We start from the raw sequence: 13,913 nt of genomic DNA on the forward strand, positions 1-13,913 counted from the left end.
TCCGAGGGGGGAGTCCTCCATCCGCGGGGCCGGGCGGCTGGTTCAGGAGGAAAAGCTCACCTTCCGTCAGGCCGCCCAGACCGAGCTCAATACCAAGCTGGCCGAGCTTGCCGTGGTCAAGCAGTCCCTCACGGGCGCCGAGGACCGCGTTAACCGGACCGAGGTGCGCTCACCGGTCGAGGGTATCGTGAACAAGCTCCTGATCAACACGGTCGGCGGCGTGATCCGGGCCGGCGAGCCGATGATCGAGATCACCCCGATCGAGGAGAACCTCTTCGTCGAAGCACGTATAAAGCCCAGCGATATCGCGTTTATCAGTCCTGGGCAGCCTGCAATTGTTAAAATTACAGCTTATGATTTTACTGTTTATGGAGGATTGGAAGGAAAGGTCGAGATGATCTCGTCCGATAGCTCTGTCGATGAACAGACTAAAGAGAGCTATTACTTGGTTACCATAAAAACCGAGGAATCTACGTTACAAAAAGGCAAGGACTCTCTGCCCACTATCCCTGGAATGGTCGCTTCGGTCGACATCATAACAGGAAAAAAGAGCGTCCTAAGCTATGTCCTCAAGCCCATCATTAAGGCCCGGCAAGAAGCATTACGCGAACGCTAAATTTGCACTGCCTGGGCCCTCCAACGGGCTGAATTTCCCCAATAATGGGCAGAATTTCCCCTCTTTAAGCCGTTTTTCGCTGAGCGCCGCTGTCGCGCTTCTCGGTCTGTCGATCCTTGGCGCAAATGCCGCTTTTGCGGGCGCTTCTAGGGACCTGGCGCTGGGTGGGCAGGACATGCCGGCGCATCAGGTCAGCCTCGTCACCCTGCCTGCCGACCCGATGGTCACGGGCGCCATCGCAAAGCCGAAAAAGAGCAAGATGGGCCTGCTCGGCTCCTTGGAGTTCAAGATCGAGCGCACGCCCTTCCAGGCCGCTTGGACCACGCTTTTCACCTGGCCGTTTTATATGGCCTGCCAGGCGGCCGGCGCGGGCTGCTCGCCGGGCTTGCTTGCCTGGCGGAAGCTCATCCACTCGGTGCAGAGCCTGTCGCCCCTCCAGCAATTGCAGCGCCTGAATCCGGCGATCAACGCCATGCCCGCCTATGCGGATGACGACGTCATCTACGGCGTTGAGGACCATTTGGGCCACGCCCGGTGAATTTTTTAAGGGGAGGGCCGATTGCGAGGACTACGCCCTTGTCAAGCTCTTCACCTTGATCGAGCTCGGATTTTACGCCTGACCAGCTCAGGCTCGCGATCGTCAGGGACCGCCGCCGCGGCGTACTCCACGCCATCCTTGCCGTCCGCGTGGACGGCAAGACCTATGTCATGGATAGCCCCCAGAGCCAGCCTGTGGAGTAGCAAACGGTGCTCAAATATGAGCCCATTTATTCGCTCAACACGGTGGAACGCTGGGCGCCCATTGTCACGCCCACGACGAAGTCACGCTTTCTTGCAGAGCTAAACCTGCCACAACCTGAAGGCGAGCAGCAGGGCATCAAACCGAGGGCGGAAGCCGGGAAATCCATCGTGGAGAGCACCCTTTATGCTCCCCACGGGCCCGCGCCGTTCCCTTTGGATAAACCTAGAGCTGTAGGCTAAAGCGGCCACACGCGCTGAAGCCTGCTCTGCCCGGTCAAAAAAGCCTTGATTTCCTGGCGCTTTGGCCCCATTTGATGCCTGTGAGGCGTTCCGGCTGAGACGGCAGATTTTTGACGTCGCTATTTCCGAAAATCCTCGATCGGCAGTGCTGCGCTGGGGAAGTCGCGGGCCCTTTCGGCTAGGATGCGATCCCGGCGCCATACGTGTTGATGCCCATCCCCGGTTCCATCAGGGGTACGTAATGGAAAAAGGTTCGATGCGGAACCAACGGTTCGAAGACGAAAACGAGGGCGCCACCTTTGAACGCCCCGCCGACCGTATCGACCTCCAGCCTCTGGGTGCGGAGAGCGATGACGGCCGCGTGCTTCATGCCGACAATCCCGAACGCGCAGGTCGCGTCGGAAGCGTCGCCGAGTTGTTCGTGCCACACGGGCAGCCGGCCGTGGATGACGACGCCGCGCCTGTGGATCGTGCGCCCGCCGTCGCGGTGGAGCGCGCCGTCGTGGCAAATCCCACGCGCGACCCCCTCGACGCCTATTTCCGCCAGATCAGCACGGGCGACCTCATTTCCCGCGAGGAGGAGATTGCGCTCGCCAAAAGGATCGAAGCTGCCCAACACGCGCTGCTCGACTGTCTCTGTGGTGTTCCGCTTATTGTCGAGCGCGTCGGCTCCTGGGCGGAAGATTTGCGCGAGGGCCGTCTCCGCTTGGGTCATCTGCTCGAAGGCGCTCCGCCCGAGATCGATCCCGATGCCGCCGATGTCGCAAGTCATGACGACGGCCAAGAGAAGGATCAGCCCGGCAGCCCGGCGAGTGACCTGCGCTTGATCGGCGACGCCGCCGCGCGACTCGACGTCATCGCGGCTCTCGGCGCTGAGCTGGGAACGGCAGCGCGCAAGCGCGTGGCGACTCTTGCTCGCGGCAAGACGCCGTCGCGACGCACCGAGGACAGCCTCAAGGCGCTGCTGTCGAACGCGACGAGTGGCATCGCCGATCTCAACCTGCATCAGGACCGCATCGCCGATCTCATGGATCTGCTTCGCACCGAGGCGCGCAGCCTGCGCCAGACCGAGCGCGAGCTGCTTGAGTTGGCTGTCACGTGCGGCGTCTCCCAGGCTGAGCTCATCGACCGCTTTACCGGTCGCGAGCTCGACCCGCAGCTCGTCCGCGACCTCGCTGCACTGCCGGATCCCGCTTGGCGGAAATTGACGCAGGGCCACGCTGACACGATCGCAAAGATCGTATTTGATTTCAAGGCGCTAGCCGAGCGGCTTGGGCTTCATGTCGCTGACTTCCGCGCGACGCTTGCCGGTATCGGGCAGGCGCGCCGCAAGCTGAAGAGGTTGCGCGAGGAGATGGTGCGTTCCCACCTCCGACTCGTCGTTGCCGTCGCCAAGAAGTATCGCGGCTACAGCTCTCTCGACCTTCCCGATCTCATTCAGGAAGGCAATCTGGGTCTCATGCGCGCGGTGGAGAAGTACAACTATCGCCACGGCGTGCGTGTCGCGACGTATGCGACGTGGTGGATCCGGCAGTCCATCACGCGTGCGATGGCCGACCAGGGCCGCATGATCCGCATTCCCGTGCATATGGGCCAGACCGCGCGCAAGGTGCAACGCGAGCGTAGCAAGCTGCGGCAGCAGAAGGGGCGCGAGCCCGACACCGCCGAGATTGCGGAGCGCTCCGGCGTCGCGACCACGCAGGTCGAGCAGGTGATGTCGCTCGTGAGTGAGCCGACCTCGCTCGACATTCCCATCGGCGAGGAAGGCGACACGACGTTGGCCGATCTCATCGAGGCGCCGGATGCTGTCGATCCGCATGCGGCGGCCGAGCTTGCATCGCTGCGGTCCTGCATCGCCGAGGCGCTCTCGGAACTGACTCCCCGTGAGGAGCGCATTCTCAGGATGCGCTTCGGCATCGGCATGTCCGATCACACGTTGGAGCAGATTGGCCAGGTGTTCGGCGTCACGCGCGAGCGCATTCGCCAGATCGAGGCCAAGGCCTTGCAGAAGCTCCGCGACCACGGGCACACGCTCGACACTTTCGCCGAGACTTAAGCCGGGACCGTGTCGGTTCCGGCGGGCAGCCGCGCGCGGGGAGACGAACGCTCGCGATAGCCATTTTCCCTGCTTTTCGTTTGGCGTAAGACACAGCCGGTAGCCCGGAAGCTGCCGGCGCCGCCTTGCGTCTAAGCGGTTGCGAGGATCCGAGCCCTACATGAGCAAAGCCAAACCGAAATCAGCTAAAGGCGCCGGCAGCCTCGAGGCCAAGGACGTGGCGAGCCTCGACGAGGAGCGGGCCGCGGCCGAGTTGAAGCGGCTTGCGCAGGAGATTGCCCACCACGACGCGCTTTATTATCGCGAGGATGCGCCCGAGATCAGCGACGCCGCCTATGACGCGCTGCGGGAGCGCAACGCGGCCATCGAGGCGCGCTTTCCTCATCTCGTCCGCGACGACAGTCCGTCGCTGCGCGTCGGCTCGGCGCCCGTCGAAGCGTTCGGCAAGGTGCCGCATCTCGTCCCGATGCTCTCCCTCAACAATGTGTTCGACGAGGAGGGGGTGCGCGATTTCGTCGACCGCGTCGTGCGCTTTCTCGGCTTGAAGTCACCCGAGGGTCTCGCCTTCACCGCCGAGCCGAAGATCGACGGCCTCTCCATCACGCTCCGCTACGAGCGCGGGCAACTGGTGCAGGGCGCCACGCGGGGCGATGGCTATGAGGGCGAGAACGTCACCACCAATGTCCGCACCATCGCCGACATCCCGCACCGCGTTCGCTCCGACAGCTTTCCGGATCAATTCGAGGTGCGCGGCGAAATCTATATGAGCGGCGCCGCGTTCCAGCGCCTCAACGCCGAGCAGGCTTCGCGCGGCGACCGTCTCTTCGCCAACCCACGCAACGCCGCGGCAGGCTCGCTCCGACAGCTCGACGCCGCGATTACCTCGAGCCGTCCATTGCGCTTCTTCGCCTATGGCTGGGCCGATGCCGCGTATCTGCCGGCCGCGACGCAATGGGACGCATATGAGTTGCTGCGGGCCTGGGACTTTCCTCTCAATCCGCTCATCCGCTTGACCCGTTCCGTCGAGCAAATGCTTGCAACCTATCGCGATATCGAATCAGGGCGGTCGGGCCTCGACTACGATATTGACGGCATCGTCTATAAGCTCGACCGCCTCGACCTTCAGCAACGTCTCGGCTTTGTCTCCCGCTCCCCGCGCTTCGCCATCGCGCATAAATTTCCCGCGGAGAAAGCCACGACGATCCTGCGCGGCATCGACATCCAGGTCGGCCGCACCGGCGCCTTGACTCCCGTCGCCAAGCTCGAGCCCGTCACCGTGGGCGGCGTCGTCGTGCAAAACGCCACCCTCCACAACGAAGATGAAATCGCGCGCAAGGATGTACGCATCGGCGACACGGTCATCGTCCAGCGCGCCGGCGACGTAATCCCGCAGATTCTGGGGCCGGTTGAGGAAAAGCGGCCTAAGGGCGCGAAACGATTCACGTTTCCGATTGTCTGCCCGGCCTGCGGCAGCCACGCCGTTCGCGAGATCAACCCCACCACCGGCAAGGAGGATGTGGTCCGGCGCTGCACCGGCGGCCTCATCTGTCCGGCGCAGCGCGTCGAGCGTCTCAAGCACTTCGTCTCGCGCAACGCCTTCGACATCGAAGGGCTGGGCGAGAAGAACATCAAGAGCTTTTACGACGACGGCCTCATCCGGTCTCCGCCCGACACCTTCACGCTGGAGCAGCGCAACGCGCGGGCGTCCGACAAGCTGGAGGAGCGGGAAGGGTGGGGCGAAACCTCCGCGCGCAAATTATTCGACGCCATCGCCGCGCGGCGCAAGGTGCGTCTAGATCGCTTCATTTATGCGCTCGGCATTCGCCATGTCGGCGAGACGACGGCGCGTCTGCTTGCAAGGACTTACGACACGATCGAGAACTTTCGCGACAGCATGGTGAAAGCGGCAGCGCATCCGGAAGGGGAAGCCTTTGCCGATCTCGACAATATTGAAGGTATCGGCCCTGCCGTCGCGCGCGCCATCGCGGAGTTCTTCGCCGAGCCGCATAATGTCGACGTCGTCGATGAGCTGTTGCAGCACGTGACACCCGAGCCGCTTGAGGCGGTGGAGACGGTGTCGGCCATCGCCGGCAAGACGGTGGTCTTCACCGGCACCCTTGAGCTGATGACCCGCTCCGAAGCGAAGGCGACGGCCGAGCGTCTTGGCGCTAAGGTCTCGGGCACGGTGTCGAACAACGCGGACTATGTCGTCGCCGGCCCTGGCGCCGGCTCAAAGCTCAAAAATGCCCACGACTTGGGTGTCGCGGTGTTGACCGAAGATGAGTGGCTGAAGCTCATCGACAAGGCATAGCGAAGGACCATCGATGCCGACCCCCGCAGCAAGCATTGCCCGTATCCTGATCGTTCTCCTCGCTTGCATGTTGACGGGCGCGGCGAAGGGTACGGCGCCGCTGCTCTTTGTCGTCAACGAAGAGAAAGCGAGCGTCGCGGTCTTCGATACGCACAAGGACACGCAGATTGGTGACGTCAACATCAGTCCTGGGGCGGCTGAGATCGCTGCTGCACCCGACGGCTTGCATCTCTACATCACGCATCCGGCTTATGGGAAAATCACAGTTCTCGACAAGGAGACCATGACCGCTCGCGGGATCGGGATCGGTGGAAGTCCATCGGGGATCGCCGCGAAAGCGGGGGGGCGGGTCTTCGTCACCGACCCCGGCCGCGGCACCCTTATCGTGCTCGACGCGGAGTCAGGCAACAGACTCGCTGAGATCAAGGTAGGGCGCGCGCCTGCCGGGTTGCGGTGTCCCTGTCGCATCGTCGCGCGTTCGTGGCCAACACCGAGGATATCAGCGTGAGCGTCGTTGATCTCGACCGCCATATTGTCGTCGCGACGCTGTCCGTCGGGCTGGCGCCTTCGGCGCTGGCGCTGGCCGACACCGACGACCGGCTCTATGTCGCGGATCTGAACAGCTCCGACCTTGTCGTCTTGAGCGTTCGCAGCCTGCAAACCCTTGGCCAGGTCAAGGTCGGCGCCGCGCCGACAGGCGTGGCCATCGGCCGACGGCGAACGCGTCTTTGTCTCTAACAGGCGTCCGGCACGGTGAGCCTGGTCGATCCCGAAGCGCTCGTCTTGCTGGAACGGATCCGCGTTGCGAGCAGTCCCGGCAGCATCGTCATTAATCCCGCCGGCACCAGGGTCTATGTTCTGAACGCCGGATCGAGCGACATTTCGGTTCTCGATGGCGAGACCGGCCAGGAGTTGAACCGGTTCGACGTCGAGAGGGGCGCGCGCTCTTTGGCCATCACCCCCGCCGGCAGCACGTCCTAGAACGCGTCGAGCGCGCTATCGGCGCAAGATGCCGAGCAGAAGGCCAACGCCGAGCGCAATGCCCATCGCGGAAAGCGGATCCCGCCGCACCGCGTCCTCCAAAGCGGCCACGGCGTCGTTGGCGGTGCTCTGCATGCGGTGGATCTGATGGCCGCCTGCTCGCGCGATGGAGCCGGTCAGGCCTTCGATCTCTTCGCGCAGGCTGGTGACGTGCTTGGCGATCTCGTTCAGGTCGTCCCGCAGCGCCTGCTGGTCGGGCATCTCGGCGTCGTTGGCGGCCATTGTCATCTCCTCGGCAGTTAAGTCGTCGGTGCGGCGGGGCAGTTTAATGCTACTTCATGTCCGCGGCATGTCGCCAGCGGCAGCCATCTTATCGCAGAGCCAACCGCAACAGGTCAGGACCGTCACAGCCTTGATCGAGATCAACACAGCGCTGGCGAAGCGCGGGTGATGACGGAGGCGTTTGGACCACCGCCGTACGACCGCAGCCAGGTGCCTCTGCGTAAGCTGAAAGCGGCGCTGGTCACGCCGGTGCGCGCCATGCGTTGGCGCTACCTGCCGCTGCTCATGATCTATTACGCCTACGGCGCGCTCGGCCTCATCACCATAGCCGAAACGTTTTGGATCAAGGAGGATTTGACGCTGAGCCCTGCCGAGCTTGCGTCGGTTGCCGTATGGCTGACCTTGCCGTGGACCATCAAGATGGTGTTCGGCCAGCTGGCCGATTCCGTGCCGGTGTTCGGCTCCCAGCGCAGGGCTTACGTCTTCATGGGCGCCTCGCTCGTCGCCAGCGGGCTTGTCATGCTGGCCGGCGCCGCCGGCGGCTGGATAGATTTCGCCAGCAAGAACGCCCTCTATATCGCGGCCCAGCTTCTCATCGTGATCGGCATCGTCCTCCAGGATGTCATCGCCGACGCCATGACCACCGAAGTCGTGGACCGCGAGCGGCCCGACGGCAGCCCCCGTCCGAAGCATGAGGTCGAGCGCGAACTCGGCCTCGTTCAGGTGCTGGGGCGGCTCGCGCTTTGGTCCGGCGTCTTTCCGTTGCCGGTCTGTCGGGCTGGCTAGCACAGATTTACAGCTACGAGACCATCTCCTGCTCGGCCTCGCGATCCCCGCGATTTCCCTGACCGGCGCGCTTCTGGTTCGTCTCGATCACACCGAACGCGGACCCGTCGATTGGCGCATCCTCGGTGGTGGCTTTCTCTTCGGAGCGGTGGTGATCGCCATCGGCCTCGGCGGCGTTCCCTTTGGTCAGGAACTGATCTTCCTCGTTTCCGTCACCGTGATTGCGCTCATGCTCTTTCGCATTGCGCAGGAACTCGACGAGGAGCACTCAAGCAAATTCTTTACGCGGCGCTTGTCATCTTTCTCTACCGCGCGACGCCGGGGGTAGGGGAGGGCTATCGCTGTCACCATTGATGTGCTAGGTTTCGATGAAGCCTTCTACGGCACGCGCTGGCACAGATCGGAGCCGGCCTCAGCCGGCGCCTGGCTGTTTCCGACGTCATCACGCGCGAGCCCATCGCCAGGGTCCTGCTCTGGCTCACCATCCTCGGCACGGTCCTGTCGCTGCCGACCATCGCGCTCGCGTTGCGTTGGGACGAGTGGACCGAGGCAATGTTCGGCTTCGGCGCGCGCACGATCGCGCTCGTCGATACCACTGCATCCTCCCCCTTTGCGGAGCTCAGCATGATCCCCGCGCTCACCCTCGTTGCCATCAACGCGCCGGCGGGGCGCCGTGCCACCTGGTTTGCGCTCATGGCGTCGCTGATGAATCTCGCCCTCGTCGCGGGTCAGCTCGAGACCAAATATCTGAACTGGATCTTCGAGGTCGATCGCGGGGCCTACGGCCACCTTCCCGAGCTCACGATTGCCGCAATCGTGATCGGCTTTGTTGTGCCTTTGACCGGCATTCTTGCCTTCGGTCGGCGCGCCACCTGAGGTCCGGTGGTGAGCGGCGGAAGGTCGGGCGGGATAGACGCGACGTGGCCTCCTAGATTTGAGCGGGAAAACTTGGCAAACCTATTGCCAAGCTTGCTCTTGCTAATTCACCACTTCCGGCTTGCAGTGGAGTCTTCCGCGACTCTCTATGGCAAAACAGCCAAAAATAGATAGGGAGCGGATCAAGCGATAGTTTGGGCGCTTTTGAAATGGGTATGGCGCTTGCAGGAGAAAGCCATGCCCGTTGCGAGCGCTCTGGCGGGGAGACCTCAGAAAGCGTGCTGCAAAAGCTCGCACAAACGCTTTGGTATGACCGGCCGGTCCGAACGCAGCTGCTCGTCGCAGTCGGCGCCATCAATTTGCTCGCCGGCATGATCGCCGCCGGCGTCTCCGTGCTCAACACGCGCACCGCAACGCGCGTCGAAATCGAGGCGTCGCTTGAGGTCGCGCAGCGTTTCGTTGCGGCGACCATCAACGAGCTCTCCGCCCGGGGTCGCGGCGATCAGCTCCAGCAAGAGTTGCCACTTCAGCTGAAGCATTTGCGCCATGTGCGCATCATGTTTATGGAATCTGCCGGCCAAATAAACGTCCTGTCGCAGGAACTGGACAAAGCCGACGCGTCTGACCCCCCGGCCTGGTTTGCAGATCTCGTGCGGCCGCAGCTTCCGGGCCGCGCGGTCCGCGTCGTCACCTCCGACATCTCTAATCCCGTGATCATTGTCGGCGAGCCGCGCGACGAGATCGCGGAGGCATGGCGCGACTTCTCTTGGCTTGTGCTTGTTTGGCTCAGCCTTGAGGTGCTCATCCTAGCCGTTCTCTACATCGTGCTGGGCCGCGTCCTTGATCCCCTCGCGCATCTGTCCAAGGGCATGCACAATCTCGAGGATGGCCTCTACGCCACGCGCCTGACACCACCGAAAGTGAAGGAGCTCGCGCGCATCACCAATCGCTTCAATACCCTGGCCTCCGCCCTCGATACGGCGCGAGACGAGAACAGCCGCCTCTATCGCCAGCTGATTTCCGTGCAGGAAGGGGAGAGGCGTGAGATCGCCACCGAGCTCCATGATGAGGCCGGACCCTGCCTCTTCGGCATCACCGCCAATGCGTCCTCGATCCACAAGCTCGCCGAGCAAGTGCCCAACGGCGGCGCCTCGGAAATCTCGCGTCGCGTCGGCGAGATTCTCACCATTGCAGAGCGCCTTAAGCTGATGAACCGCGCCCTCCTAAAAAAGCTGCGTCCCGGCCCCCTCGGCAAGGTCAATCTTTCCGAGCTGATCGACGAGCTTATCGTTGGCTTCCAGGCGCGGCATCCCGACACCCACATCGTCGCCAACCTGAACGGCCTTGCCGTGTCCTATGGGGAACCGATCGACCTAACCCTCTATCGCTGCATCCAGGAGGGCATCACCAACGCCATTCGCCATGGCAAAGCGAGGAACGTGACGCTCGACCTCGTCGAGAAACCCGAGCGCCGCGGCAACGGGGCAAAACCAAAACCACAGCGTACAAGGTTGACTCTCACCCTGACTGACGACGGTAAGGGAATCGCCTCGTCGACGCCGAAAGGCTTCGGTCTCACCATCATGACGGAGCGGGTGCGCTCGCATGGCGGAACCTGCGAGGTTTCGAGCGGCCGCGCCAAAGGAACTATCATTCAGGTTGAGATCCCCGTGCAACGGAGCGTCGATCGCTCACGCGAGCCGGAACGTGTTGGAGGGAATCCGTGAGCCGCGTTCTCGTCATCGACGACCACCCCATCGTATTGCAGGGCTGCCGACAATTGCTGGAGGATGCCGGCGTCGAGCAGATCATGGAGGCGCAAAGCCTGGCCGATGGCTTCCGGCTCTATCGCGCACACAAGCCGGATGTGATCATCGTCGATCTCGCCATGCGAACCGGTGCCCTCGGCGGGCTCTCCTTCATCCGCAGGCTTCGCCTGCATGACCAGAAGACGCCCATCTTGGTGTTCACCATGCATTCGGATCCGGTCATCGTAAGCCGCGCGCTCGAGGTCGGCGCCACGGGATATGTGCTCAAGGATGCGGCGCCCGACGAGATGTTGAAGGCCTACCAGAGAGTTCGCGATAACCAGCCCTATCTCAGCCACGACCTCGCCTCCGAAGTGGCATTTATGGAGGCGAGAGGCACCAGCAATCCGCTGCGCCGCATGACGGTGCGCGAGCTTCAGACCTTAGCCCTTGTGGCGGAGGGCAAGCCCTATGGCGTTATCGCCGAGCAACTGCATGTCAGCTACAAGACCGTCGCCAACACCTGCACGCAGCTGAAGGCGAAGCTAGGCGTGCGCACGCTCCCGGAATTAATGCGGATTGCCATCCAGCATCTGCCGACCGCAACGTCCAAGACACCGCGGCTTTAAGGCGGGCAAGACCCACGAAAGCGGGCCGCAGCAACGTACTCGATTAGAGCGCGGTCGACCGGAATTCCGGTAGGGATCGCGAGTGCCTCGCGGGATCGAGCGTTTTTCTGTCCTGGGATGAGGCGCGCGCAAAGATTCCTGCGCCTGTCACTCGCGCTTTGAACTGACAGTGGTGCGCAGGATAACGCAGTGCGCTGCACCCAAAACGCAAAACTTTGCACTTGACACGGGGGCTGTGAGGCGCGCGCGCATGATGCAGTGCAGCGAACGGAACTGCGTTTGCCAGAATTCATTGCGGGTAGCACTTTTCACTTGCAAACAAATCACATTTGGCAATTATGAGCGGATAGCTTGGCAATGGTTGGGACGCGTGTTTCCATCGGTTTCGATGCCGCTCGTGTCACATTCTGCGTTAAGCTGAGATTTCTCGTGAGGTGTCACCGCGTGATGTGTTCATCCAAGAACCCGCCGCCTAAAGCGGGCGCGAGGCTAGTTCGGTTGCTTCGGCATATTTGGGCAGCCTCCCATATCCACTGTGACAACTTGAAAATTTGCAAGGGCTCGGTGCTCTCTAGGCAATCCGCCTAGGAAGCCAGTTTGGGCTTTTGAGAACAAACTCAGATTCGTTCGGTGAACTGAGTAGCTAGGGAGAGGAGAAAGATATGAATATGAAGTTTGGTGTGCTTGCGGGCACCCTCATCGCTGTGATGATGGGTCTGTCCGGTCAAGCAATGGCAAACTCCGATGAGGAGCAGCTGGCTAGGATTAAAGACCCTGATCAGTGGCCGCTTCCTGGTCGCGACTTCGAGCTTACGCGTCACAGCACGCTCGCAGACATCAATACCAAGAACGTCAACAAGCTGCAGATGATCTGGCTGCAGGGCACCAATGCCCTCCGCGGTCACGAAGGCCAGCCCCTTGTGATTAAGGATGTCGGTGGCAAGACCATGCTGTTCATGGTTTCCGGCTGTCCCGCGATGTCGAACTGCAACGTGGTTCAGGCTCTGGATCTGACCGATCCTGACAACCCGAAGCAGGTTTGGAACTACGTGAAGAAGACCGATCGTGACGAGTCTGCTGTGCCGCGCGCTTGCTGCGACACCGTGAACCGTGGCGGTTCCTACGCCGACGGCAAGTTCGTCTATGGCACTCTCGATGGTTTCGTGATTGCTCTCGACGGCCAGACCGGCAAGGAAGTTTGGGTGGTCAAGCATGCTTTTCCCGAGAAGGGTGAGACCATCACATCGGCTCCGTTGATCGCCGACGACAAGGTGATGATCGGCTTCGGTGGTGACGAATTCGCCGCTCGCGGTCGTTTCACCGCCTATGCCCTCAAGGATGGTTCTAAGGTTTGGGAATGCCACAGCACGGGTTCCGACAAGGACGTGTGCCTGACTTCCGACACCAACAAGGACAACCCGCAGTTCGGTCAAGCTGGTTCAGACCTGGGTATCAAGACCTTCCCGGGCGAGGACTACAAGATCGGCGGCGGCGCTGCTTGGGGTTGGTACAGCTATGATCCCGAGCTGAAGCTGGTTTACTACTCGACGGGTAACCCCGGCCTGTGGAGCCCGCAATATCGTTGCCCCGATAAGACCCACGAAGAGTGCAACACCGGTGAGTTCGACAACAAGTGGTCGATGGTTATCTTCGCCCGCAAGGTTGACACTGGTGAGGCAGTCTGGGCTTACCAGATGACCCCCTTCGATCAGTGGGACTATGACGGCATCAACGAGAACATGCTCACCGAGATGGACATTGACGGTAAGAAGGTCAAAGCTTTGACCCATTTCGACCGCAATGGCTTCGCCTATGTCATGGATCGCACCAACGGTAATCTGCTCCGCGCCACGAAATACGTGACGACGGACTGGGCCGAGAAGGTTGACATGAAGACCGGCCGTCCGGTCAAAGTGCGCGACCATTCTCCGCTCGAAGTTGGCCGCAATGTCTCGACCTGCCCGTCTGCTATGGGTGGTAAGGACCAGCAGCCAGGTGCCGTGGACCCGAAGGAAGGCAATATCTTCTATATGCCGACCAACAACTGGTGCATGGAGCTTGAGCCCCAGGAGCGCACGCACACGAACCAGGGCACGGTCTACGTGTTCGCGAACGTGTACATGTATCCTGAGAAGCCAGGCACGACCGGCAAGATCAAGAAATACGATGTCTTGACCGGCAAGACGCTGTGGGAAATCCCGGATCAATATCCGAACTGGGGTGGCACCATGGTCACCGACGGCGGCCTGATGTTCTATGGCAGCCTCGGCGGTGACTTCCGCGCGGTCGACCGGAATTCCGGTAAGATCCTGTGGAGCCGCAAGCTTGGTTCCGGCATCATCGGCAACCCGGCCACCTGGAAAATCGGTGACAAGCAATACGTTGGTGTCTATTCGGGCATCGGCGGCTGGATCGGTCTGCCTGTGACGGCTGGTCTCGACCTCGAAGACAAGTTTGGCGCCATCGGTGCCACGGCCATGACCAAGGCCGCCAGCCTGCAATTTATCCCGCAGGGTGGTGAGCTGAACGTCTTCCGCGTCTTCGAATAGTCACGACGCTCTAGAAAAAATGGACGCCCGGTGCCTTGCGGCATCGGGCGTCTTTTTCCTGTATAACACCCTGACGACTGGTACCCACGGCGGCCAGA

Annotated in this window: 14 protein-coding genes; 12 read left to right on the plus strand and 2 right to left on the minus strand. The window is 61.8% G+C overall.

Features of this window, described 5'->3' with window-relative positions:
• From ACR2J1_RS03075 to ACR2J1_RS03105, 7 genes are all read left to right on the plus strand, one after another.
• On the plus strand, positions 1 to 616 hold a 616-nt coding region (locus ACR2J1_RS03075), incomplete at its 5' end, for an HlyD family type I secretion periplasmic adaptor subunit (RefSeq protein ID WP_434017883.1).
• 175 nt (positions 617 to 791) lie between these two features.
• A complete protein-coding gene (locus ACR2J1_RS03080; RefSeq protein ID WP_434017884.1) occupies positions 792 to 1,154 on the plus strand; it encodes a hypothetical protein in 363 nt (120 codons plus the stop codon).
• Positions 1,155 to 1,853: 699 nt separating this feature from the next.
• Positions 1,854 to 3,653, plus strand: a complete 1,800-nt coding sequence (locus ACR2J1_RS03085; protein ID WP_434017885.1) for a sigma-70 family RNA polymerase sigma factor — start codon at positions 1,854 to 1,856, stop codon at positions 3,651 to 3,653.
• Positions 3,654 to 3,813: 160 nt separating this feature from the next.
• On the plus strand, positions 3,814 to 5,964 hold the full coding sequence (gene ligA / locus ACR2J1_RS03090; RefSeq protein WP_434017886.1) for an NAD-dependent DNA ligase LigA: 2,151 nt from the start codon (positions 3,814 to 3,816) through the stop codon (positions 5,962 to 5,964).
• Positions 5,965 to 5,977: 13 nt separating this feature from the next.
• Positions 5,978 to 6,472, plus strand: coding sequence for a YncE family protein (locus tag ACR2J1_RS03095; RefSeq protein ID WP_434017887.1), 495 nt, complete (start codon positions 5,978 to 5,980; stop codon positions 6,470 to 6,472).
• Positions 6,469 to 6,702, plus strand: coding sequence for a YncE family protein (locus ACR2J1_RS03100; RefSeq protein ID WP_434017888.1), 234 nt, complete (start codon positions 6,469 to 6,471; stop codon positions 6,700 to 6,702). The genes ACR2J1_RS03095 and ACR2J1_RS03100 overlap by 4 nt, the downstream gene beginning before the upstream one ends.
• Before the next feature lie 15 nt (positions 6,703 to 6,717).
• Positions 6,718 to 6,945, plus strand: coding sequence for a YncE family protein (locus ACR2J1_RS03105; protein WP_434017889.1), 228 nt, complete (start codon positions 6,718 to 6,720; stop codon positions 6,943 to 6,945).
• Positions 6,946 to 6,960: 15 nt separating this feature from the next.
• On the opposite strand, the gene ACR2J1_RS03110 is transcribed toward ACR2J1_RS03105, so the two are convergent.
• On the minus strand, positions 6,961 to 7,227 hold the full coding sequence (locus ACR2J1_RS03110; RefSeq protein WP_434017890.1) for a hypothetical protein: 267 nt from the start codon (positions 7,225 to 7,227) through the stop codon (positions 6,961 to 6,963).
• A gap of 168 nt (positions 7,228 to 7,395) precedes the next feature.
• On the opposite strand from ACR2J1_RS03110, the gene ACR2J1_RS03115 reads away from it, so the two are divergent.
• Positions 7,396 to 8,013 carry a hypothetical protein gene (locus ACR2J1_RS03115; RefSeq protein WP_434017891.1) on the plus strand — a complete coding sequence of 206 codons (618 nt, stop codon included), beginning with the start codon at positions 7,396 to 7,398 and terminating at the stop codon, positions 8,011 to 8,013.
• 13 nt (positions 8,014 to 8,026) lie between these two features.
• Here the strand turns inward: ACR2J1_RS03115 and ACR2J1_RS03120 are convergent, their stop codons facing one another.
• Positions 8,027 to 8,281 (minus strand): hypothetical protein, encoded by a 255-nt coding sequence (locus ACR2J1_RS03120; RefSeq protein WP_434017892.1) that lies wholly within the window; start codon positions 8,279 to 8,281, stop codon positions 8,027 to 8,029.
• 173 nt (positions 8,282 to 8,454) lie between these two features.
• On the opposite strand from ACR2J1_RS03120, the gene ACR2J1_RS03125 reads away from it, so the two are divergent.
• From ACR2J1_RS03125 to ACR2J1_RS03140, 4 genes are all read left to right on the plus strand, one after another.
• A complete protein-coding gene (locus tag ACR2J1_RS03125) occupies positions 8,455 to 8,889 on the plus strand; it encodes a hypothetical protein (RefSeq protein WP_434017909.1) in 435 nt (144 codons plus the stop codon).
• Positions 8,890 to 9,167: 278 nt separating this feature from the next.
• Positions 9,168 to 10,616: an ATP-binding protein gene (locus tag ACR2J1_RS03130; RefSeq protein ID WP_434017893.1), complete on the plus strand. Its 1,449-nt coding sequence runs from the start codon at positions 9,168 to 9,170 to the stop codon at positions 10,614 to 10,616.
• Positions 10,613 to 11,266, plus strand: coding sequence for a response regulator (locus tag ACR2J1_RS03135; RefSeq protein ID WP_434017894.1), 654 nt, complete (start codon positions 10,613 to 10,615; stop codon positions 11,264 to 11,266). Before ACR2J1_RS03130 ends, ACR2J1_RS03135 begins: the two co-directional genes overlap by 4 nt.
• A 662-nt stretch (positions 11,267 to 11,928) precedes the next feature.
• Positions 11,929 to 13,815: a PQQ-dependent dehydrogenase, methanol/ethanol family gene (locus tag ACR2J1_RS03140; protein ID WP_434017895.1), complete on the plus strand. Its 1,887-nt coding sequence runs from the start codon at positions 11,929 to 11,931 to the stop codon at positions 13,813 to 13,815.
• The last annotated feature ends 98 nt before the right edge of the window (positions 13,816 to 13,913 follow it).

Origin of the sequence: Methyloceanibacter sp., from assembly GCF_050999895.1 — a bacterium.
Lineage (GTDB): Bacteria > Pseudomonadota > Alphaproteobacteria > Rhizobiales > Methyloligellaceae > Methyloceanibacter.

What these genes read in the sequence shown, in the direction of transcription:
- ACR2J1_RS03080 (WP_434017884.1), top strand. Translation starts at nt 792, where the DNA reads ATGCCGGCGCATCAGGTCAGCCTCGTCACCCTGCCTGCCGACCCGATG.
- ACR2J1_RS03085 (WP_434017885.1), top strand. Translation starts at nt 1,854, where the DNA reads ATGCGGAACCAACGGTTCGAAGACGAAAACGAGGGCGCCACCTTTGAA.
- ligA (WP_434017886.1), top strand. Translation starts at nt 3,814, where the DNA reads ATGAGCAAAGCCAAACCGAAATCAGCTAAAGGCGCCGGCAGCCTCGAG.
- ACR2J1_RS03095 (WP_434017887.1), top strand. Translation starts at nt 5,978, where the DNA reads ATGCCGACCCCCGCAGCAAGCATTGCCCGTATCCTGATCGTTCTCCTC.
- ACR2J1_RS03110 (WP_434017890.1), bottom strand. Translation starts at nt 7,227, where the DNA reads ATGGCCGCCAACGACGCCGAGATGCCCGACCAGCAGGCGCTGCGGGAC.
- ACR2J1_RS03115 (WP_434017891.1), top strand. Translation starts at nt 7,396, where the DNA reads ATGACGGAGGCGTTTGGACCACCGCCGTACGACCGCAGCCAGGTGCCT.
- ACR2J1_RS03140 (WP_434017895.1), top strand. Translation starts at nt 11,929, where the DNA reads ATGAATATGAAGTTTGGTGTGCTTGCGGGCACCCTCATCGCTGTGATG.